Annotated in this window: 18 protein-coding genes; 9 read left to right on the top strand and 9 right to left on the bottom strand. The window is 72.2% G+C overall.

The genetic code is table 11. From position 1 onward, the window contains the following. Window positions 1-110 precede the first annotated feature (110 nt). The 3 genes from leuA to H1A17_RS25440 form a co-directional block, all read right to left on the bottom strand. Window positions 111-1,865: a 2-isopropylmalate synthase gene (gene leuA / locus H1A17_RS25450; RefSeq protein WP_145922162.1), complete on the bottom strand. Its 1,755-nt coding sequence runs from the start codon at window positions 1,863-1,865 to the stop codon at window positions 111-113. 320 nt (window positions 1,866-2,185) lie between these two features. Next, window positions 2,186-2,716 carry a nitroreductase family protein gene (locus tag H1A17_RS25445; protein WP_145922161.1) on the bottom strand — a complete coding sequence of 177 codons (531 nt, stop codon included), beginning with the start codon at window positions 2,714-2,716 and terminating at the stop codon, window positions 2,186-2,188. An 84-nt stretch (window positions 2,717-2,800) separates the two neighbouring features. Then, complete coding sequence (locus H1A17_RS25440) at window positions 2,801-3,538, bottom strand: hypothetical protein (protein ID WP_309236859.1); 738 nt, start codon at window positions 3,536-3,538, stop codon at window positions 2,801-2,803. Window positions 3,539-3,954: 416 nt separating this feature from the next. Between H1A17_RS25440 and H1A17_RS25435 the strand changes: the two genes are divergently transcribed. Continuing rightward, window positions 3,955-5,220: an aspartate kinase gene (locus H1A17_RS25435; protein WP_145922160.1), complete on the top strand. Its 1,266-nt coding sequence runs from the start codon at window positions 3,955-3,957 to the stop codon at window positions 5,218-5,220. 5 nt (window positions 5,221-5,225) lie between these two features. Further along, window positions 5,226-6,287 (top strand): aspartate-semialdehyde dehydrogenase, encoded by a 1,062-nt coding sequence (locus H1A17_RS25430; RefSeq protein WP_194823069.1) that lies wholly within the window; start codon window positions 5,226-5,228, stop codon window positions 6,285-6,287. Window positions 6,288-6,326: 39 nt separating this feature from the next. Here H1A17_RS25430 and H1A17_RS25425 read toward each other — a convergent pair whose 3' ends face one another. Then, the gene (locus tag H1A17_RS25425) at window positions 6,327-7,703 is read right to left on the bottom strand and encodes a diguanylate cyclase (RefSeq protein WP_194823072.1); all 1,377 of its coding nucleotides are present in this window, start codon (window positions 7,701-7,703) and stop codon (window positions 6,327-6,329) included. Window positions 7,704-7,921: 218 nt separating this feature from the next. On the opposite strand from H1A17_RS25425, the gene H1A17_RS25420 reads away from it, so the two are divergent. The 3 genes from H1A17_RS25420 (at window position 7,922) to H1A17_RS25410 (ending at window position 9,883) form a co-directional block, all read left to right on the top strand. Then, window positions 7,922-8,605 carry a histone deacetylase gene (locus H1A17_RS25420; RefSeq protein WP_228544209.1) on the top strand — a complete coding sequence of 228 codons (684 nt, stop codon included), beginning with the start codon at window positions 7,922-7,924 and terminating at the stop codon, window positions 8,603-8,605. Window positions 8,606-8,747: 142 nt separating this feature from the next. Beyond that, complete coding sequence (locus H1A17_RS25415) at window positions 8,748-9,206, top strand: lamin tail domain-containing protein (protein WP_145922157.1); 459 nt, start codon at window positions 8,748-8,750, stop codon at window positions 9,204-9,206. A 200-nt stretch (window positions 9,207-9,406) separates the two neighbouring features. Further along, window positions 9,407-9,883: a hypothetical protein gene (locus H1A17_RS25410; protein ID WP_145922156.1), complete on the top strand. Its 477-nt coding sequence runs from the start codon at window positions 9,407-9,409 to the stop codon at window positions 9,881-9,883. Window positions 9,884-9,906: 23 nt separating this feature from the next. Here H1A17_RS25410 and H1A17_RS25405 read toward each other — a convergent pair whose 3' ends face one another. Together H1A17_RS25405 and H1A17_RS25400 are read right to left on the bottom strand one after the other, a co-directional pair. Beyond that, entirely contained in the window at window positions 9,907-11,013 is a 1,107-nt protein-coding gene (locus H1A17_RS25405; protein WP_145922155.1) for a calcium:proton antiporter, read from the bottom strand. 67 nt (window positions 11,014-11,080) lie between these two features. Continuing rightward, window positions 11,081-11,761, bottom strand: coding sequence for a M23 family metallopeptidase (locus tag H1A17_RS25400; RefSeq protein ID WP_194823068.1), 681 nt, complete (start codon window positions 11,759-11,761; stop codon window positions 11,081-11,083). Between the two features lie 255 nt (window positions 11,762-12,016). On the opposite strand from H1A17_RS25400, the gene H1A17_RS25395 reads away from it, so the two are divergent. Next, window positions 12,017-13,243, top strand: coding sequence for a hypothetical protein (locus H1A17_RS25395; protein WP_194823067.1), 1,227 nt, complete (start codon window positions 12,017-12,019; stop codon window positions 13,241-13,243). A 112-nt stretch (window positions 13,244-13,355) separates the two neighbouring features. Here H1A17_RS25395 and H1A17_RS25390 read toward each other — a convergent pair whose 3' ends face one another. Beyond that, window positions 13,356-14,087, bottom strand: coding sequence for an SDR family NAD(P)-dependent oxidoreductase (locus tag H1A17_RS25390; RefSeq protein WP_194823066.1), 732 nt, complete (start codon window positions 14,085-14,087; stop codon window positions 13,356-13,358). Window positions 14,088-14,156: 69 nt separating this feature from the next. Here H1A17_RS25390 and H1A17_RS25385 point away from each other — a divergent pair, with 69 nt between their 5' ends. Further along, entirely contained in the window at window positions 14,157-14,984 is an 828-nt protein-coding gene (locus H1A17_RS25385; RefSeq protein ID WP_194823065.1) for a LysR family transcriptional regulator, read from the top strand. A 285-nt stretch (window positions 14,985-15,269) separates the two neighbouring features. Here the strand turns inward: H1A17_RS25385 and H1A17_RS25380 are convergent, their stop codons facing one another. Beyond that, complete coding sequence (locus H1A17_RS25380; protein WP_309236857.1) at window positions 15,270-16,472, bottom strand: helix-turn-helix domain-containing protein; 1,203 nt, start codon at window positions 16,470-16,472, stop codon at window positions 15,270-15,272. Further along, on the bottom strand, window positions 16,459-16,623 hold the full coding sequence (locus tag H1A17_RS25375) for a hypothetical protein (protein ID WP_168222576.1): 165 nt from the start codon (window positions 16,621-16,623) through the stop codon (window positions 16,459-16,461). Before H1A17_RS25375 ends, H1A17_RS25380 begins: the two co-directional genes overlap by 14 nt. Window positions 16,624-16,817: 194 nt before the next feature. Here H1A17_RS25375 and H1A17_RS25370 point away from each other — a divergent pair, with 194 nt between their 5' ends. Both H1A17_RS25370 and H1A17_RS34730 read left to right on the top strand, forming a co-directional pair. Beyond that, window positions 16,818-17,897 carry a helix-turn-helix domain-containing protein gene (locus H1A17_RS25370; protein WP_194823064.1) on the top strand — a complete coding sequence of 360 codons (1,080 nt, stop codon included), beginning with the start codon at window positions 16,818-16,820 and terminating at the stop codon, window positions 17,895-17,897. 313 nt (window positions 17,898-18,210) lie between these two features. Then, window positions 18,211-18,560 (top strand): hypothetical protein (locus H1A17_RS34730; RefSeq protein ID WP_228544208.1); only part of this gene is annotated, 350 nt, incomplete at its 3' end.

Below are 18,560 nucleotides of genomic sequence, written 5' to 3'. Positions count from 1 at the left end.
GGGCCGGACGGCCCCCCGCCGGGACGGCAGCCGGCCCGGGGCCGGTGGTCGTGATCCGGGATCGTCCGGCCAGCGACCACCGGCCCCGGGCCGGCGGGAGAACCCCGGGATCAGTGCCGGGTGCGGTTGGTGGCGCTGGTGACGGCCTTGATGGAGGCGGTGACGATGTTGGGGTCGGTGCCGACGCCCCACACGGTCTGGCCGTTGATGTCGCACTCCACGTAGGCGGCGGCCTGGGCGTCGCCACCCGAGGAGAGGGCGTGCTCGTGGTAGTCCAGCACGCGTACGGCGACACCCACCGACTGGAGCGCGTTGACGTACGCGTCGATGGGCCCGTTGCCGACGGCGGTGAGGGTGCGCGCCGCGCCGTCGACGACCACCTGGGCCTCGATCTCGACCTTGCCGTCGACGGTGCCGATCGTGTAGCCGGTCAGGTTGACGGCCGGGTCGACCTGGTGGTCGAGCAGGTAGTTGCGGGCGAAGATCTGCCACATGGTGCCCGGCTCGACCTCGCCACCGTCGTGGTCGGTGACCTGCTGTACGACGCCCGAGAACTCGATCTGGAGCCGGCGCGGCAGGTCCAGCTGGTGCTCGGTCTTCATGATGTATGCGACGCCGCCCTTGCCGGACTGCGAGTTGACCCGGATGACCGCCTCGTAGGTGCGGCCCAGGTCCTTCGGGTCGATCGGCAGGTAGGGCACCGCCCAGGTGAACTCGTCGATCGGCACCCCGGCCGCCTCGGCGTCGCGGGCCAGCGCGTCGAAGCCCTTCTTGATGGCGTCCTGGTGGGAGCCGGAGAAGGCGGTGTAGACCAGGTCGCCGGCGTACGGGTGGCGCTCGTGTACGGGCAGCTGGTTGCAGTACTCGACGGCCCGCTTGACCTCGTCGATGTTGGAGAAGTCGATCATCGGGTCGATGCCCTGGGAGAACAGGTTCAGCCCCAGCGTCACCAGGTCGACGTTGCCGGTGCGCTCGCCGTTGCCGAACAGGCAGCCCTCGATCCGGTCCGCGCCGGCCAGCAGGCCCAGCTCGGCGGCGGCGACCCCGGTGCCCCGGTCGTTGTGCGGGTGCAGGCTCAGCACCAGGCTGTCCCGGCGGGGCAGGTGCCGGTGCATCCACTCGATCGAGTCGGCGTACACGTTGGGGGTGGCCATCTCGACGGTGGCCGGCAGGTTGATGATCAGCTTGCGGTCCGGGGTGGGGTCGATCACCTCGATGACCTTGCCGCACACCTCCACCGCGTACTCCAGCTCCGTGCCGGTGTACGACTCGGGCGAGTACTCGTAGTAGATGTCGGTGTCCGGGGTGTGGATCTCGGCGTACTTGCGGCACAGCCGCGCGCCCTGGGTGGCGATGTCGGTGATGCCGTCGCGGTCCAGACCGAAGACCACCCGACGCTGGAGCGTGGAGGTGGAGTTGTAGAAGTGCACGATGGCCCGGTGCGCGCCGCGCAGCGAGGAGAAGGTCCGCTCGATCAGGTGCTCCCGGCACTGGGTGAGCACCTGGATGGTGACGTCGTCGGGGATCAGGTCCTGCTCGATGAGCTGCCGGACGAAGTCGAAGTCGGTCTGGCTGGCCGAGGGGAAGCCGACCTCGATCTCCTTGTAGCCCATCTGCACCAGCAGCTGGAACATCCGCCGCTTGCGTTCCGGCGACATCGGGTCGATCAGGGCCTGGTTGCCGTCGCGCAGGTCGACCGCGCACCAGCGGGGGGCGGCCTCGACGTGCCGGGTCGGCCAGGTGCGGTCCGGCAGGTCGATCCGGAACTGCTGGTGGTACGGCTGGTAACGCTGGTACGGCATCCGGCTGGGACGTTGCCGGGCGATCTGATCGGCTTCGGCGTCGGTGGTGACAGGTTGAGCCATGACGGAGTGCTCCCGTGGGTCAGGTGGCGTCAGCATTGCGAAGGTGTCGGCGGGTGCCGGGCGGCGATGCCCGGACGGTTGCCGAGATGAGGTTCGGATCTGCTGGACGGCGCGGTTCGACTCCGCGACGGGGTGCCGGCCGGTCAGGCCCCGTCGCGGCGACCAAGGAGAAGGTACGCCCGCCACATGACAGAGTGACCCTACGTGATGAGCCGGGGGGTGCAAAGGTGGGTCCGGACTCTGAGATCGGAATCGCACCCGCCGCCTGCCGTCGCCGGGCCTCCGGCCGGGGTCCCGCAGCCACCGTCTGGGGCGGGGTGTCAGCCGAGCAGCAGGGCGTGGACCGGGTGCCGGCGGCGTAGCGCGGTCTCCCGGCGCAGCAGGTCCCCGGGCAGGGCGGACGGGTCGCCGAGCGGGCCCACGGCGGTCACCACCAGGGGGCGTACCCCGGTGGACAGGTCCAGGTCGGCGGCGAGTGCGGCCCGGTCGAAGTCGCGGATCTGGCGCACGTACAGGCCGAGCGCGGTGGCCTGGACGCTCAGGTGGGCGATCGACTGGCCCAGGTCGTACGCGCACCGCTCCGGGTCGCCGGCGACGTGCGCGCCGACCACCAGCGCGGCGGCGTGCCGGGCCCAGCGCTGGTCGGCCCCGGTGAGGCTGACCAGGATGCGTTTCCAGGTTTCGTCGTCGCGGCGGCCGAGGGCGAACCGCCACGGCTGGGCGTTGCCGGCCGACGGGGCCCAGCGGGCCGCCTCCAGCAGGGACGCCGCCTCGTCGCCGGTCAGTTCGGCGGTCGGGTGGAACGCCCGGGGGCTCCAACGGAAGGCGAGCAACGGGGTGAGGTGAGCCATGCGAAGAGAATCCCGTATGGGTTATTTGGTGGATTAGCCCGCTATGGCAAATGTGGTCAAGGCCACCCGTAACGCCCGAACGGGTCAGGACGTTCCGGGGCTCGGCTCCGCCGACGACACCGATTCCCGCCCGAGCGGCTCGCCGGGCACCACCGGTCCGGCGAGCGGCACCGTGTCGGGCGCCGGGCCGGGCGGGCCGGCCAGGGTCAACGTGCCCAGCGCCGCCCGGACGAAGGTGGGCGTCCCGTCCGGCTGGTAGCAGTAGATGCCCACGTCCAACGGCGGGTTCAGCGAGGCGGAGGTGCTCTCCACCGCGTAGCAGGTCCCCGGGACCCCGGGCGGCGTGGTCGCCGTGGAGACCGACAGCGCGGTACGCCGGTCGGTGAGCACCTCCAGCCAGTCGGTGAACGGGTGCTGCACCCGGGGGTCCAGCCGGTGCGGCACCGTGTCGTCCCGGTCACCCAGCCGTACGCAGCTCGCCGGCTCCGGCCGGCCGGCCGACGGCAGGCCGCACTGGAACAGCCCGTCCCGGGTGGCGGTGAGCGCGACGTCGGCCGTCCCGCCGAGGGCGCCCCCCGGCACGTCCACCCGCCAACTGCCGTCGTTCGCGCTGGTCACGGTGATCTCGCGGGTCGGGCCGCCGGTGCCGGTCAGGGTGTACCGGGCGGTCAGGTGCCGGTCCCGGGCGGCGGCGGCCAGCGCGGCCAGCCCGTCGCGGGCGCTGTCGACCGCGGCGGGCGCCGGATCGGACGGCGACCCGGTCGGCGGGGCGTCCGGCCCGTCGGAGGCGCAACCGGCCAGCAGCACCGGCAGCACCAGCACCGGGAGCACCGACCGGACCGGCCGCCCCCGGCGGCCCGGCGACCCCGATCCGCCCGGCGGTTGCGGCCGGGCCGGATCGACCAGGTGGGCCGGCGGCATCCGACGGTCCGGGTGCGCCGGTCGGGTCGGCGGCTCCGGGACGGGGGGGATCGGGCGGGGGTGGGCATGCACCGGGTCATTCTGCGCCCGGCGACCGCCCCGGACGACCCCGCACGGACCGGTGACGGCCGGGCGTGTCGGGGCCCCGTCCCCCGCGCGAACCGCGCTGCGCGGCGGTGGCCTGCGCCGGATGGTGGGATCACCCGACCCGCACTCGCGTACCGCCCGATACCCTGGGGTGGTCTGACACGCGCCGCCGGACTTCAGCCGGCGGCGTCGGCACGCTCAGGGTCGTCGCTGGGAGGGAGTGCGCCGTCGTGGCACTCGTGGTGCAGAAGTACGGCGGGTCCTCCGTCGCCAACGCCGAGCGGATCAAGCGGGTGGCCGAGCGCATCGTCGCCGCCCGTAAGGCCGGCGACGACGTGGTGGTGGTGGTCTCCGCGATGGGCGACACCACCGACGAGCTGCTCGACCTGGCCAACCAGGTCAGCCCCCTGCCGCCAGGCCGTGAGCTGGACATGCTGCTCACCGCCGGGGAGCGGATCTCGATGGCGCTGCTGGCCATGGCGATCCACAACCTGGGGTACGAGGCACGCTCGTTCACCGGCTCGCAGGCCGGCGTGATCACCACCTCGGCGCACGGCCGGGCGCGGATCATCGACGTCACCCCGGGGCGGCTCAAGGGCGCGCTCGACGAGGGCGCGGTGGTGATCGTGGCCGGCTTCCAGGGCGTCTCGCAGGACACCAAGGACGTCACCACACTGGGCCGGGGCGGCTCGGACACGACCGCCGTGGCGCTCGCCGCCGCGTTGCACGCCGACGTCTGCGAGATCTACACCGACGTCGACGGCATCTTCACCGCCGATCCCCGGATCGTGCCCAACGCCCGGCACATCCGGCACATCACCTACGAGGAGATGCTGGAGCTGGCCGCCTGCGGCGCCAAGGTGCTGCACCTGCGCAGCGTGGAGTACGCGCGCCGGGCGGGGTTGCCGATCCACGTCCGTTCGTCATACTCGACCAACACCGGCACCATGGTCACCGGATCGATGGAGGACCTTCCCGTGGAACAGGCACTGATCACCGGGGTTGCCCACGACCGCAGCGAGGCGAAGATCACGATCGTGGGGGTGCCCGACGAGCCGGGCGCCGCCGCCAGCATCTTCGACACCGTGGCCGGTGCCGAGATCAACATCGACATGATCGTGCAGAACGTCTCCACCGAGGGCACCGGGCGCACCGACATCTCGTTCACCCTGCCCAAGGCCGACGGGCCGACCGCGATGGCCGCGCTCAGCAAGATCCAGGAGCCGGTCAAGTTCAAGGGCCTGCTCTACGACGACCACGTCGGCAAGGTGTCGCTGATCGGTGCCGGCATGCGCTCGCACCCGGGCGTCGCGGCCGGCTTCTTCGCCGCCCTCGGCGCGGCCGGCGTCAACATCGAGATGATCTCCACCTCCGAGATCCGGGTCTCCGTGGTCTGCCGGGACACCGACCTCGACCGGGCGGTACGCGCCATCCACGACCAGTTCGAGTTGGGCGGCGACTCCGAAGCCGTGGTGTACGCGGGAACCGGGCGGTAGCCCCGATGGGACCGCAGCCCACCCTGGCCGTGGTCGGGGCGACGGGGGCTGTCGGCACCGTGCTGTGTGACCTGCTCTCCTCCCGGCGCAACGTCTGGGGGGAGATCAGGCTGCTCGCCTCGGCCCGCTCCGTCGGGCGGCGGGTGCGTTGCCGGGGCGAGGAGCTGACCGTCGGCGCGCTCATCCCCGAGGCGTTCGACGGGGTCGACGTGGCGGTCTTCGACGTGCCCGACGAGGTGTCGGCGCTCTGGGCGCCGATCGCCGTCGAGCGGGGCGCGGTGGTCGTCGACAACTCGGCCGCGTTCCGGATGGACCGCGACGTCCCGCTGGTGGTGCCCGAGATCAACCCCGAGCAGGTGCACCACCGGCCCCGGGGGATCATCGCCAACGCCAACTGCACCACGCTGACCATGATCGTGGCGATCGCCCCGCTGCACCGCGAGTACGGCCTTCGGGAACTGGTGCTCGCGTCGTACCAGGCGGTGTCGGGGGCGGGGCAGGCCGGGGTGGACGCGCTGCACCTGCAACTCGGCAAGATCGCCGGGGACCGGGTGCTCGGCTCCCGCCCCGGCGACGTCCGGCAGGCGGTCGGCGACGAGCTGGGCCCGTTCCCCGCGCCGCTGGCGTTGAACGTGGTGCCGTGGGCGGGGTCACCGGCCGAGCAGGGCTGGTCGTCCGAGGAGATGACGGTCCGCAACGAGTCCCGCAAGATCCTCGGCCTGCCCGACCTGAAGGTCTCCGCCACCTGCGTACGGGTGCCGGTGGTGACCGGCCACTCGGTCGCGGTGCACGCCGTCTTCGCCACCGAGGTCGACGCCGAAGGGGCCCGGGAGGCGCTGCGTAACGCCCCCGGCGTGATCCTCGTCGACGACCCGGCCGCCGGGGAGTTCCCGATGCCCATCGACGCGGTCGGCACCGATCCGTCCTGGGTCGGCCGCATCCGCCGGGCCGTCGACGACCCGCGCGCCCTCGACCTCTTCGTCACCGGCGACAACCTGCGCAAGGGGGCCGCCCTCAACACCGCCCAGATCGCGGAACTCGTCGTCAAGCCCCGTACCCGCTCCTGACCGGGCCGGCCGTCGCGGTCGGTCACCGGCCGGCCGGGGTCAGGGGGCGGAGAGCTGGACCCGGTCCCGACCCCGGTGCTTCGCCGCGTAGAGGGCCTGGTCGGCGCGGTGCAGGGTGCGGTCGGCCGGTTCGCCGGGGAGCGGTAGGGCCACGCCCACGCTGATCGTGCGGCCGGTGCGCCGGGCGGCCTCGGTCAGCCGCTCGGCGATGCGGACCGCCTCGTCGGCGTGGGCCACCTCGATCACCGCGACGAACTCGTCGCCGCCGGTGCGGTACAGCTCGTCGCCGTGCCGTAGCGCCGCCTCCAGGGCGCGGGCCAGCCCCACCAGCAGCCGGTCCCCGGCCTGGTGGCCGTACGTGTCGTTGACGTTCTTGAAGCCGTCCACGTCGATGGCGAGCAGCGCGGTACGCCCGGGGGTGGCCGCCGCGATCCGCCGCCCAAACGTGCCGGTGTGCCGCAGCCCGGTGAGCGGGTCGAGGCTGGCCTGTTCGCGCAGTTGCGCCAGGGTGCGCAGCCGCTCCAGGGCGGCCCACGCCTGCCCGGCGAGCAGTTCCATCAGGTTGACAGTGGTCGGGTCGGGGCGCAGCAGCCGTTCGTCGGCGACCAGCAGCACCCCGCCGTCGTCCGGTGGGCCGACCGGCACCGACACCAGGGTGCGTACCCCGGCGCGGGCCAGCGCGAGGTGTTCCTCGGTGGGCGGGCAGCCCGGCTCGCCCAGGGTGTACGCCGCGCCGTACCGGTGGGCCCGCGCGACGAGCCGGTCGAGCTGCGCGGTCGAGGCGTCGGCCAGCGCGGCCCGGACCCGCGCCTCCCACTCGGTGGGGACGGTGGTGGGTGCGCCGACGCGGGGGCCGTGCCGACCGGCGAGCACCAGCACGGCGGTGGAGAGGGTGGAGACCTCCCGGGCGGCGGTGAGCGCGGCGGTCAGCAGGTCCCAGTCGGTGGGCGCGGCGGTCATCGCGGTGGCGTGCCGGAGCAGTTTCTCGCTGCGGCTCTCGGCGGGCGGACCGCCCAGCGCCGCGATCCGGGCGCCGAGCCGCTCGGCGAGCCGGTCGGCGGTCTCCCGCCACGGCGTGAGGTCCACCGGCCCGCTCCACTGGAGGTCGAGCACGCCGATCGGCCGGCCCTGCGGGTCCCGCACCGGTACGCAGATCTCGGCCGTGACGTCGGGGCGCAGCGGCAGGTAGTCCGGATCGGCGGTGACGTCACCGACGGTGGCCCCCACGCCGGAGGCGTACACCCGGCCGACGATGCCCGACTTCGGCGGGACGGCGGAGAAGACCTGCCAGGCCCCGGTGGCGGCGATGCAGCGCAGCCGGTCGTGCACCTGGAGCAGGACGGAGATCGTGGCGGGGGCGTACCGGGCGAGCGCGGTCACCGTCCACCGGCAGGCCTCGGCGGCGGTCGACGCCATCGACAGGCGGACCGTGACGTCCCGGACGACTCGCTCGTGATCCACGTTCTTCCAGGTGGGAGAGGGCCCGGCGGGTGCCGGGGCTGCGATCAAGCGTACTCAGCGGTGCGTAGTCGGTCGCATCAAGATCAGTTTGTTCGTACACATGTTTCATCCACAGGGTGTGGACAGGGCCTGTGGGCGATAGCGTGGGGACCCCGGCGCGGGGAGGGGGCGGGATGGAACTGCTCTGGTACGTCGCCTACGGGTCGAACCTGCACGCCGCCCGGCTCGGCTGGTACCTCTCCGGCGGCCGGCCGCCCGGCGGGCTGCGCTCGTACCCCGGCTGCCGGGACTGCCGACCGCCGCGCCGGACGCTGCCGGTGCTGATCCCCGGCGGCATCTACTTCGCCGGCGAGTCCCGGGCCTGGACGGGCGGGATGGCCTTCTACGACCCGGCGCTGCCCGGCGTCGCGGCGGCCCGGGGCTACCTGCTCACCCGGGCGCAGTTCGCCGACCTCGCCGCCCAGGAGATGTACCGGCCCCCCGGCGACGACCTGCCCGCGCTCGACGTGGCGGTGGCCGACGGGCGGGCCACCCTCGGCCCGGGACGCTACGAGACCCTGCTGCGGGTCGGCACCCGCGACGGCCTGCCGATGCTCACCTTCACCGCGCCGTGGCGGGCCGCCGACGTGGCGTGGACCCCGCCCGCCCCGGTCTACCTGCGGATGATCGCCGCCGGGCTGCGGGAGGCGCACGGCTGGTCGCCGGCCGAGACGGTCGACTACCTGGCCGACCGGCCCGGGGTGGCCGGGCACTGGACCCGACCCCGACTGGTTGCCCTGATCCGCCCGCCGGACGAGTGCGGATCGGTGGAAGGGACGCCGTCGCCGGACGATCGCGTCATCCATGATCACCATTAGGGTCCCGCTGCCGGGACTGGCGGACCGGATTGGCGACGCGGCGCATTTCCGGTCCACAGTCGCCGGTCCGCGTCGATAACCTCGGCCCACTTTCCGTGGCCGGTCCCCGTGGACGCCGGCCCGTGAACCTGTGGGGGTACGCGTGCAGCACACCAGACTCGTCGGATTCGCCGTGGCGCTCGCCGTCGCCGTCGGCGGCTCGCTCACCGTCGCCGGCCCGGCCCAGGCCGCCACCCCGGCCGTCGAGATCACGAAGGTCTACTACAACTCCCCGGGCACCGACACCCGCTCCAACACCAGCCTCAACGCCGAGTACGTCAAGCTGACCAACCGGCGCAGCTCGACGCTCAACCTGAAGTCCTGGACGCTGCGCGACAAGTCCAAGCACGTCTACACGTTCTCCGGCGACGTCCGCCTCGCCAAGGGCGCCAGCGTCTACATCCACACCGGCAAGGGCAAGAACACCTCCACCCACCGGTACTGGGGCTCCGGGAACTACATCTGGAACAACACCGGGGACACCGCCTACCTGCGCAACTCCGCCGGCACCGGGATCGACTCCTGCACGTGGGGAAGCAAGGGCAGCTACACGTACTGCTGACCACCGCTCGGACCCGCGGTGACCGGAACGTTGAGGGGCGTACTCCGGCCATCGTTCGACCGTCCCGGGAAGGGCGGCCGGCGACTCCTCGCACCGGGAGTCGCGGCCGGTCCCGGGGCGGTCGACCCGTTTGCGCCCGCGCCGACCCGACCCCGGCGTCCGGCCGGGTCCGTGTCGGTCGGCTCTGCCATGCTGGGCCGGTGACGGTGACCTGGCGACACCTGCCCGCCCCGGCCCGCGAGATCGCGGTGGCCGCCACCGCGGCGGTCGAGGCCGCCCGCGCCCGCGACGGCGCGGCGTACGACGGCGCGGTGCCCCGGCTCGCCGGTGCCGACCGCGCCGGGCTGGTCCTCGGCGGCGTGGTCCGGCTCCTGCTGGAACAGGCGCACCCCGACGGGCTCGACAGCGACGACGTGCGGCAGGTGCTGGAACGCTGCGTCCGCGCAGCCGCGACCTGGCGACCCGACGTCGACCCGCACGTGGTGCTGGTGCTGCTGGCCGGGGCGCTCGGCGTCTACGACCCGGGTGACGACGACACCCCGCCCGACCCGGTCGCCGTCGCCGCCCACGCGCCGCTGCTGGTGGCCGACCTGCTCGCGGTGACCGGGGTCCCGTTCGCCGGCTGCCTGGAGGCGGCGTTCGCCGAGGTCGCCCGCACCGAACGCCACGACGACTGACGACGTCCCGCCGGCGCGGCGGGTCAGGGGCTGGCGGCGAGGAAGACGAACGCGGCGAGCAGCACCAGGTGCACCCCACCCTGCAGGACGGTGGCCCGGCCCGGCACCACGGTCAGCACCCCGGTGACGGCGGTCAACGCCAGCAGGGTCAGTTGGGTGCCGCCGAGGCCGAGCAGCAGCGGCCCGTCCAACCAGATCGAGGCGAGCGCGATCGCCGGGATGGTCAGGCCGATGCTCGCCATCGCCGAGCCGAGCGCCAGGTTGAGGCTGATCTGCACCCGGTCCCGGCGGGCCGCGCGGGCGGCGGCCAGGGTCTCCGGCAGCAGCACGAGCAGCGCGATGATCACCCCGACGAAGGACTGCGGCAGGTTCGCCGCCGCGACCCCGGCCTCGATGGTCGGCGAGACGGTCTTCGCGTCGCCGACCACGGCGACCAGGGCGACGACGAGCAGCACCAGGCTCGTCACCGCGGTCCGCGTCGACGGCGGGTCGGCGTGCCCGTCGCCGTCGGAGTCGGGCACGCTGCCGTCGCTGGTGACCGGCAGGAAGTAGTCCCGGTGCCGGCCGGTCTGCACCATCACGAACAGCCCGTACAGCGCGAGCGACGCCACGGCCGCGAAGGCGAGCTGGGCGGGGGAGAACTCGGGGCCGGTCTTGCTGGTGGTGAACGTCGGCACCACCAGGCTCAGGGTGGCGAGGGTCGCCACGGTGGCCAGCGCCCCACCGGTGCCCTCCGGGTTGAACACGGCCACCCGGCGCCGGAGCGCGCCGAGCAGCAGCGAGAGCCCGAGGATGCCGTTACAGGTGATCATCACGGCGGCGAAGACGGTGTCCCGGGCCAACGCCTGGGTCTTGTCCCCACCACTGATCATCAGGGTGACGATCAGGGCGACCTCGATGACGGTGACCGCCACCGCGAGCACCAGCGAGCCGTACGGCTCACCGACCTTGTGGGCGACCACCTCGGCGTGGTGCACGGCCGCCAGCACCGCGCCGGCCAGCAGGAGGGCGACCACCGCCACCAGCAGACCCGGCAGCTCGCGGTTCCAGGTGACGAGCAGCAGCAGCACCGCGAGGACGGGTACCACGATCGTCCAGTCGGACATCCGGGGGCGGGGCAGCGCGGGCATGCCGTACACCTTGCCAGGAAAACCGGGTCGTCGCGCCGCGCCGGGCGGCGGACGCCACCGCGCGGGGTCACCACCCCGGCTCGACCACCTCCGCCTCGCCCGGGACGCCCCGGTCGACCTCGACCGGCGGGTCGCCCGTCCGCCGCCACGACAGGTAGTGCCGGAAGGCCACCGGCAGGCCCCGCGCGGCATACGGGTCGGCGGCGTCCATCACCTGCAGGTGCAGGTGCGGCTGGGTGGAGTTCCCCGAGTTGCCGCAGTCGGCCAGCTCCTGCCCGACGTCGACCGGGTCGCCCACCGCCACCCGGACCGACCCGGCGCGCAGGTGGGCGAGCAGGACGTACCCCCGGTGCCCGGCCAGCTCGACGATCACGTGGTTGCCGGCGACGGCGCCCGCGCCCCGGCGGACCCGGGCCGCCTGGGTCAGCGCGTAGGACAGCAGCGTCGTCGGCGACCGGCGGGCCTCGTGGTCGGCCTCCCCGTCGTGCACCGCCACCACCCGGCCGGCGGCGGGGGCGAGGATCGGCCGCCCGAAGGCCAGGAACCGCTGCGGCGGCTCGGTCGCCAGCAGCGTCCGCCAGTCCCGGACGGTCGCCGTCCGTCGCCCCTTCACCGCCACGAAATCCATCGCGTACGTGGTGGCGAAGAGGTCGGTGCCGTGGCTGGGCACCCGCCGGGCGGGGCTGTTGCGGACCAGCCAGGTGCCCCGGAACGGCAGGGCGAGCACGACCGGATCGGGGATCGACATCGGGCTCCTCCACGGGTGGGACGCCCACGGTACGATGCCACGGCCACCGGCATCCCGGGGGCGAATCCGGCCCGGTCGTGACGTTCCACATCGGCCGGACAATTCTCCCGGCAAAAACAGTACGCGCGTTCCGAATAGTCGGGCCGGCGCGATGGCGTTCAGTCCATCACCCGACAGGCATGCTTATTGCCGAACTTAAATTAATAGATGATGCTCTCGATGGAGAAACATTCTCCAATTGTCGGGAGGACGCAGATGAACAATTCGCTCCGAAGAACCCTCGCCCTGGTCGGGGTGGGTGTCGTACTGCCGTTCATGGCCGTGCCGGCCAACGCGGCATCACCGGGACCGCTGAGCGTCGAGACGGTGGCGGCCATGACGCCGGAACGACAGGCCACCGTGCTCGAACCGCTGCGACTGGCGGCCGACGCCGTGGCCCAGGTCGGGCTGGGCACCCGGGCGGACATCTACACGCAGGTCGAGATGGCCGCCGACTACCGGTCGGTCAACGTCTACCTGACCGACGTGCGGCAGGGGCGCGCCTTCATCGCCGCGGTCCGCCGGGTCAACCCCAAGGTGAACGCCCGGCTGATCAACGTGGTGCAGAGCAGGAAGTCCCGGCAGCAGCTCCGGAAGGAGATCACCGCCCTCACCGAGCGCACCGACCTGCCCTTCACGGTCGGCCTGGCGGGCAGCTCGGTCGACGGCAGCGTTATCGAACTCGCCGTGGACGACGCCCAGGCCGCGCACACCTACCTCGCCTCGCCGGCCGTCGCGCAGCGGCGTGCCGCCGCCGACGCCACCGAGATCCGCGTCCGGCAGGCACCCCCGTCGAAGCCGCTGAGCCGCTGGAACGACACCTCCCCGTTCTACGCGGGAGCCGCCCTCGGGCCGGCCTACGGAAGCGAGGCCAACTGCACCAGCGGCATCCCCGCCGTCAGCACCTGGGACGGCCGGCAATGGCTGGTCACCGCCGGCCACTGTTACAACGTCGGTGACAACGTCTCGGCGGCCGGCGGCAATTACATCGGCCAGGTCAAGTACAAGCGGGCCGATCTCGACTCGGTATTCATCGAGGCGCCGACGTACCGATACACGTGGGACGGCGTCGACGCGACCGGCTACGCCCGCTATCTCAACGGCGTACGCAATGTGGCGGTCGGCGATTTCACCTGCCAGCTCGGATACAACTCGAAGGTCGTCTGCAACATCAGGACGGTTTACGCGGGCAATGCCAGTTGGGTCGTGAACGGCACCACCGTCTGGGGCAGCTACGGCGTACCGAACGCCGGCGGCATCGTCGGTCGCGGTGGCGACAGCGGCGGGCCGGTCATCTACCTCAACGACCCCAACTCCCGCCAACTCAACGGCATCGTCAGCGTCGGCTACGGCTGCGGCGCGTCCGGCTGCACCACCGGACTGGGCTGGGTCGACGTGTGGACGATCTTCAACGGCTTCTCCATCAAACTGAACCCGTCCTGACCTGACCAACGGGGTTCGGCGGGCACGGATGACCGGGTCGCCGTCGTCCCCGACTGCGCCAGGGGCCACTCTCTGATGACGGGAGTGGCCCCTGACCTCGGGCTGAGCCGTCTCACCACGGCACCTTCCCGCCGTCGTCGAAGAACCCGCCGCTGGGGCACTCCCGCCCCAGCGTGGCCAGCCGCACCACCACCGCCGCGCCCTCGGCCGGCGTGCGGGACAGCTGAAAGGGCAGCCCCTTGGCGAAATCCGTGTCGCACGCGCCCGGTGCGACCGCGTTCACCAGGATCCCGTCGCCGGCCAGCGCCTTCGCATACTGCACGGTCAGCATGTTCAACGCCGCCTTGGACACCGGATAACCCAGCGACGCCGGCATCCGGCTCAGATAGTGGGTCGCGTCGGTCGTCCACGCCATCGACGACGTGCCACTGGACACGTTCACGATCCGCGCCCCGGCCGAGCGGCGCAACAGCGGCAGCATCGCCTCGGTCACCGTCACCACCCCGAACAGGTTCGTCTCGAACACCTCCCGGACGCCGTCCAGCCGGGCCGCCCCCGGTGCCTGCGCCGTGAGGTCACCGCCGATCCCCGCGTTGTTGACCAGGATGTCCAACCGGCCGAACCGGGCCCCGATCTCCTCGGCGGCAGCGGCGACCCCGGCCGGATCGGTCACGTCCAGTCGGATCGCCGACGCGCCCTCGATCTTCGCCGCCGTCTCCGCTCCCCGCTCCGGGTCCCGGGCACCGACCAGCACCGTGATCCCCAACTCGGCGAGGCCATCGGCGACGGCCCGCCCGATCCCCTTGTTCGCCCCGGTCACCAGCGCGATGCGTGCTCCACTCATGCCCCGAGCCCATCACCGGCAGCGCCTGCGGACCAGGACCGAACCGGTCCGTGGCGATACCTTGGCGGTATGGATGACGTCGAGACGCGCGAACTGCGTTACTTCGTCGCGGTCGCCGAGGAACTCCACTTCGGCCGCGCCGCACAGCGCCTCGGCATCGCCCAGCCACCCCTGTCCCGGGCGATCCGCCTGCTCGAACGCCGGATGGGTGTCACGCTGCTGGAACGCACCAGCCGCGCGGTCCACCTCACCCCGCCCGGCGAGGTGCTGCTCACCGAGGCCCGCCGCGCACTCGACGCGGTCGAGGCGGCGATCCGGCGTACCCGAAAAGCCGCCCAGACCACCCCGCACCTGACCCTGGCCCTCAAACCCGGCGGCGACGCCGGACTGCTGCGCACCATCCTTGACCGTTACGCGGCATCTCCCGGCGCCGTCCCGGTCGACCTCGCGTTCCGGGTCGGCGAACGCGCCGCCATGGTCCGCGACGGCCGCGCCGACCTCGCCCTGCTGCACCGGCCGCAGAACGACCTGACCGGCCTGGACAGCGACGACCTGCACACCGAGGGCCAGGTCGTGCTGCTGCCCGAGGGTCACCGGCTCGCCGAACGCGCCACCGTGTCGATGGCCGACCTGCACGGCGAGCCGATGCCCCGCTGGCCCGAAGCCCGCCCCGGCGTCACCGGTCACCCGGTCGCCGACAGCAACCAGCTGCTGCACCTGATCCAGCTCGGCCGCCTGATCGCGGTCGTCCCGGAATCGGTAGGCGAGTACCTGCCCCCGGGCCTGATCAGCCGCCCCGTCCTGGACGCCGACCCGGCCACCCTGGTCCTCGCCTGGTCCCAGACCAGCACGTCGCGCGAGGTCGCCGCCTTCGTCCGCGCGGCGGTTACCGCCTAATGAAAGTAGCGGCACGCCGGTTGGGTCGGGTGTTGTCCGAGGTCATGGAGCCTGCTGGGGCTCGTCCGGGTCGGGTGTGGTCGGCTCGGTTGCTGTACTCCGCTGCTGTACTTCTTCCGCCGAGCGCAGGACGTTGCGGGCTGCGGTCGCCACCGGGCAGCCTGCGGTCCGGCAGACCGGACAGCGGCCGTCGGGTCCGGGCCGGTGATCGCGGAGGACGGCACGGGCGGTGAGGATCAGCCGGTTGCGGATCTGTGCCAGGGACAGGTGAGGACCGGTCACCGTTCAACCCGTTCCGAGCAGGTCGACGAGTTGGGTGATCGTTGCCGGGGCGTCGGGGTCGCGGGCGACCTGGGCGAGGATGTCCCGGCCGGCTGGTCGATGGTGGATCTCGGCCGGTGCGGTCCGGTGGGCCTGCAGCAGGACCCGGCCGGCATTGACCGGGTCGTTGGCCTGGAGGTGGGCGCGGGCAATGTCGATCAGGTACGCGGCGCGGTGTTCGGCGGGCAGCCACCGCCAGCCATCCCGTACGGTCACCTTCTCGTGCCAGGCCACGGCCGCCTCCGCGTCGCCCAACTCCACCGCCACGATGATCCGGGCCAACTCCACCGCCGTTGCCCCGAACCCGGTCCGGTGATGGTCGTGACCGTCTCCTACCTGCGCCGCCATCTCCGCAGCCTCGTCGACCAGCTCGGCGGCGGTGCGGTCGTCCCCGGCGCAGGCGGCGGCCAGGGCGGCCTGCACCAGCAGGGTCCCGCACAGAGACAGCTCGGCTGGTGGGCCGCACTCGATCACGGGTGGGGCGATCCGGTACGCGGCGGTCAGCATCACCGACTTCGCCACCCGCGCCCGCCCCGAGGCGCGCAGCACCTGACCGAGCTGCACCGCAGTGGCCGCCACCAACACCCGGTCACCGGTGGCGGCGGTCATCGCCCGGTCGACCGCCAACCACGCCACATCGAAGGCACCGAGCTTCACCAGCAGCGACGCCGTCACCCGGTACGCCTCCACCAGCGGCACCCGCCCCGCACGGGGATCGTGGGCGTGGGTGCGCTGCGCGTCGGCCACCAGCTCCGGCACCAGATCAATCACCTGCGGGTAGCGGGCAAGCTGGAAGGCCGTCCACACGTGCGCGGTCTCCCGCGTCAGCCTCTCGGCTGTCAGTACAGGTCGGCGGGTGTTCGGACGCGCCAGGGCGATCTCGTACGTCGTCAGGGCCGCGCGGATCCGTTCCACACCCTCGGCGCGCTCGGTCACCCCGGACGGCTCGACGTGCCGGCCGAGCAACACCCCCGGCTCGATCCGCAGGACGGCAGCGATTTCCTGGAGCGTCGACACCTTGTCCAGCGAACGGACACCCCGCTCGACCTTGTCCACCCAACTCTTCGACTTACCCAGCCGATCGGCCAACACCTGCTGGGAGAGCTTCCGCCGCCCCCGCCAGTACGCCACCCGGCGACCGACCGGCAACAGGTCAACGCTGTCCACGACGCCACCGTCGATCCGGCACCGCCCGATCCGTCTCCTCGGCCGGTATCCGGTCAGCCTCGGCCTGCGCGAGGATCCGCTGCCGAGCTGCTTCCCGTTCCGCCTGCTGGATCTGCTCGCCCCTGGACTGGTCCGGAACGTCGCCGCTCATTCCCGCCTCCACCGTTAGAGGGGGCGCGGCGACACTGCTCTCGGGGGGACCGACGCCGCCGCGCCCGGCTGGTGACGTGACCAAGCCCGGTCGTCGCACCGGCCGCGCTGACCACGTCTGGTGTCTACTCTTGTGATCCCACGACTACGCTCGGAAGTGGCTCGATGCTTTCAGGACCTTTCACGGGGGCTCCGATGGATGACCTCGGCGCACAACTGAGGCAGGCTCGTACCGAGGCAGGCGTGACGCTGGCCTCCATCGCGGCCCGCACCAGCTATTCGGCTTCGCACCTGAGCAACGTCGAGTCGGGACGCCGGACCGCGACGCCGGACATCGTGCTCGCCTACGCGCGGGCGTTGGGAGACCCGGACGTGAGACGCAGGCACCTTCTCCAAGCCGCCACCATCGGCCCGATCGCCGCCAACGAGCTGATCCGATCCGGCTTCACGGCAGCTCTTGCCGGCCGACGGGACAGCGAAGACCGCTGGCGTGACCGGGTCGAGCAGTACGGCCGCGACTACATGGAGATCGGCGCGGACAGCCTTCAGAGCAGGCTTGCCAGTGACCTCGTCGTCCTGCAACAGCAGCTCGACTCCCCGACGATGTGGGCGACCGCCGCCCGCGCACTCACCACCTACGGCAAGACCACCAAGGACCCGACCGAGGCGATCGGCTGGTACGACACCGCCCGGATCGCCGCCGACCGCTCCGGCGACCTCGCCGTCCGGGTCTGGGTACGTGGCCGGGCCGCCATCGCCCTGGCCTACGAAGGCGCGGCCCTACCCGTCGCCAAGCGGTACGCCGACGAGGCCATCGCCCTGTCCGACCGTCCGTCGCTGGGACGCCTCCAGGCGCTGATGGCCCGCGCACACGTCGCCGCCGGACGAGGCGACATCGGCGGAGCCATCACGGCCGACGAGGACGCACGACGGATCTTCGACCAGACCGCCTCTCCGGACGGTGAAATCTCCGACGCCGCCGTACCCGCCTGGCGCATGGCCACCTTCCGGTCGATGCTCTACGCCCGACTCGGCATGGTCGGCCCCGGCGAGCAGGCCCAGACCGACGCCGACCGGCTCCGGCCGCCAGCGCTGACCCGGTTCGCCACCCACATCGAGCTACACCGAGCCCTCATGATGGCCAAGTCCGGGGACCGAGCCGGGGGACTTGCGTACGCCCGACGGGCCTGGGCGACGCTGCCAGCAGACCGCCGCTCACAAACTCTCGGACTGGTGCTGCAGGAAGTCGAGAGAGCAGCACGCAGGCCAGCCTGACCCACGCTGTGGGATGCGGTCCCAAGCTGTCGCCTGCTGTCACTGGTGGTGACTCAGGGTTACGGGCAGACACCAAGCGTCGTCAGCTCATACTCACGAACAACTCGCACCGACGCTCGCGCTGCTTCCTTGCCTGCCTCGGCACTTCGCTTGCAGGGCGCGGTGAAGGCCTTGCGCCGAGCAGGATCTGGCCATCGCCCTCGGAAGGACTCGTCGTCGGCGGCAAAGAGCTAGCATCGCTTGCTTGGGGGCGGTCAGCAGAGCTAGCGCCTCCAGTCTACAGTGCTCTTCCGGGTGGAAGGGACGACGACACATGGGGCAGCTGCAGCTGACGCAGATTGAGCGCCGGGTGAAGCAGGCAATCCTGCCACACCTCGATGTATCGGACGTGGGTCAGTACAAGCCCGAGGATCGTGACCGGCTCCTCCTGAGTCGGTCCCTCGCAGCCTTCATCGTGTCTAAGCTCGGCGATCTTGGCCCCGAAACGGCAGCACAGACGATTACTGACGGAGCCCATGATAACGGCATCGACGCCTTAGTACTGCAACGGCAGTTGGTTAGGGGTAGCCGTGTCGTCGGTAGTGGCAGGTTCGGGCTTGGTGTTGGCGTCGTCTGCGCCATCGGGACCAGGCCCAGACGTGCTCTGGTGGGTGGGTTGATCGC

The organism is Micromonospora sp. S-DT3-3-22 (assembly GCF_015354745.1).
Lineage (GTDB): Bacteria > Actinomycetota > Actinomycetes > Mycobacteriales > Micromonosporaceae > Micromonospora > Micromonospora wenchangensis.
Note: the sequence above shows the minus strand (reverse complement) of the source record. Positions and strands in the feature narration are given on the sequence as shown.

Excerpts from the sequence above, each read along its gene's own strand:
- leuA (WP_145922162.1), bottom strand. The coding sequence starts at position 1,865 with ATGGCTCAACCTGTCACCACCGACGCCGAAGCCGATCAGATCGCCCGG.
- H1A17_RS25445 (WP_145922161.1), bottom strand. The coding sequence starts at position 2,716 with ATGGCTCACCTCACCCCGTTGCTCGCCTTCCGTTGGAGCCCCCGGGCG.
- H1A17_RS25430 (WP_194823069.1), top strand. The coding sequence starts at position 5,226 with ATGGGACCGCAGCCCACCCTGGCCGTGGTCGGGGCGACGGGGGCTGTC.
- H1A17_RS25425 (WP_194823072.1), bottom strand. The coding sequence starts at position 7,703 with ATGGCGTCGACCGCCGCCGAGGCCTGCCGGTGGACGGTGACCGCGCTC.
- H1A17_RS25420 (WP_228544209.1), top strand. The coding sequence starts at position 7,922 with ATGGAACTGCTCTGGTACGTCGCCTACGGGTCGAACCTGCACGCCGCC.
- H1A17_RS25405 (WP_145922155.1), bottom strand. The coding sequence starts at position 11,013 with ATGCCCGCGCTGCCCCGCCCCCGGATGTCCGACTGGACGATCGTGGTA.
- H1A17_RS25400 (WP_194823068.1), bottom strand. The coding sequence starts at position 11,761 with ATGTCGATCCCCGATCCGGTCGTGCTCGCCCTGCCGTTCCGGGGCACC.
- H1A17_RS25395 (WP_194823067.1), top strand. The coding sequence starts at position 12,017 with ATGAACAATTCGCTCCGAAGAACCCTCGCCCTGGTCGGGGTGGGTGTC.
- H1A17_RS25390 (WP_194823066.1), bottom strand. The coding sequence starts at position 14,087 with ATGAGTGGAGCACGCATCGCGCTGGTGACCGGGGCGAACAAGGGGATC.
- H1A17_RS25385 (WP_194823065.1), top strand. The coding sequence starts at position 14,157 with ATGGATGACGTCGAGACGCGCGAACTGCGTTACTTCGTCGCGGTCGCC.
- H1A17_RS25375 (WP_168222576.1), bottom strand. The coding sequence starts at position 16,623 with ATGAGCGGCGACGTTCCGGACCAGTCCAGGGGCGAGCAGATCCAGCAG.
- H1A17_RS25370 (WP_194823064.1), top strand. The coding sequence starts at position 16,818 with ATGGATGACCTCGGCGCACAACTGAGGCAGGCTCGTACCGAGGCAGGC.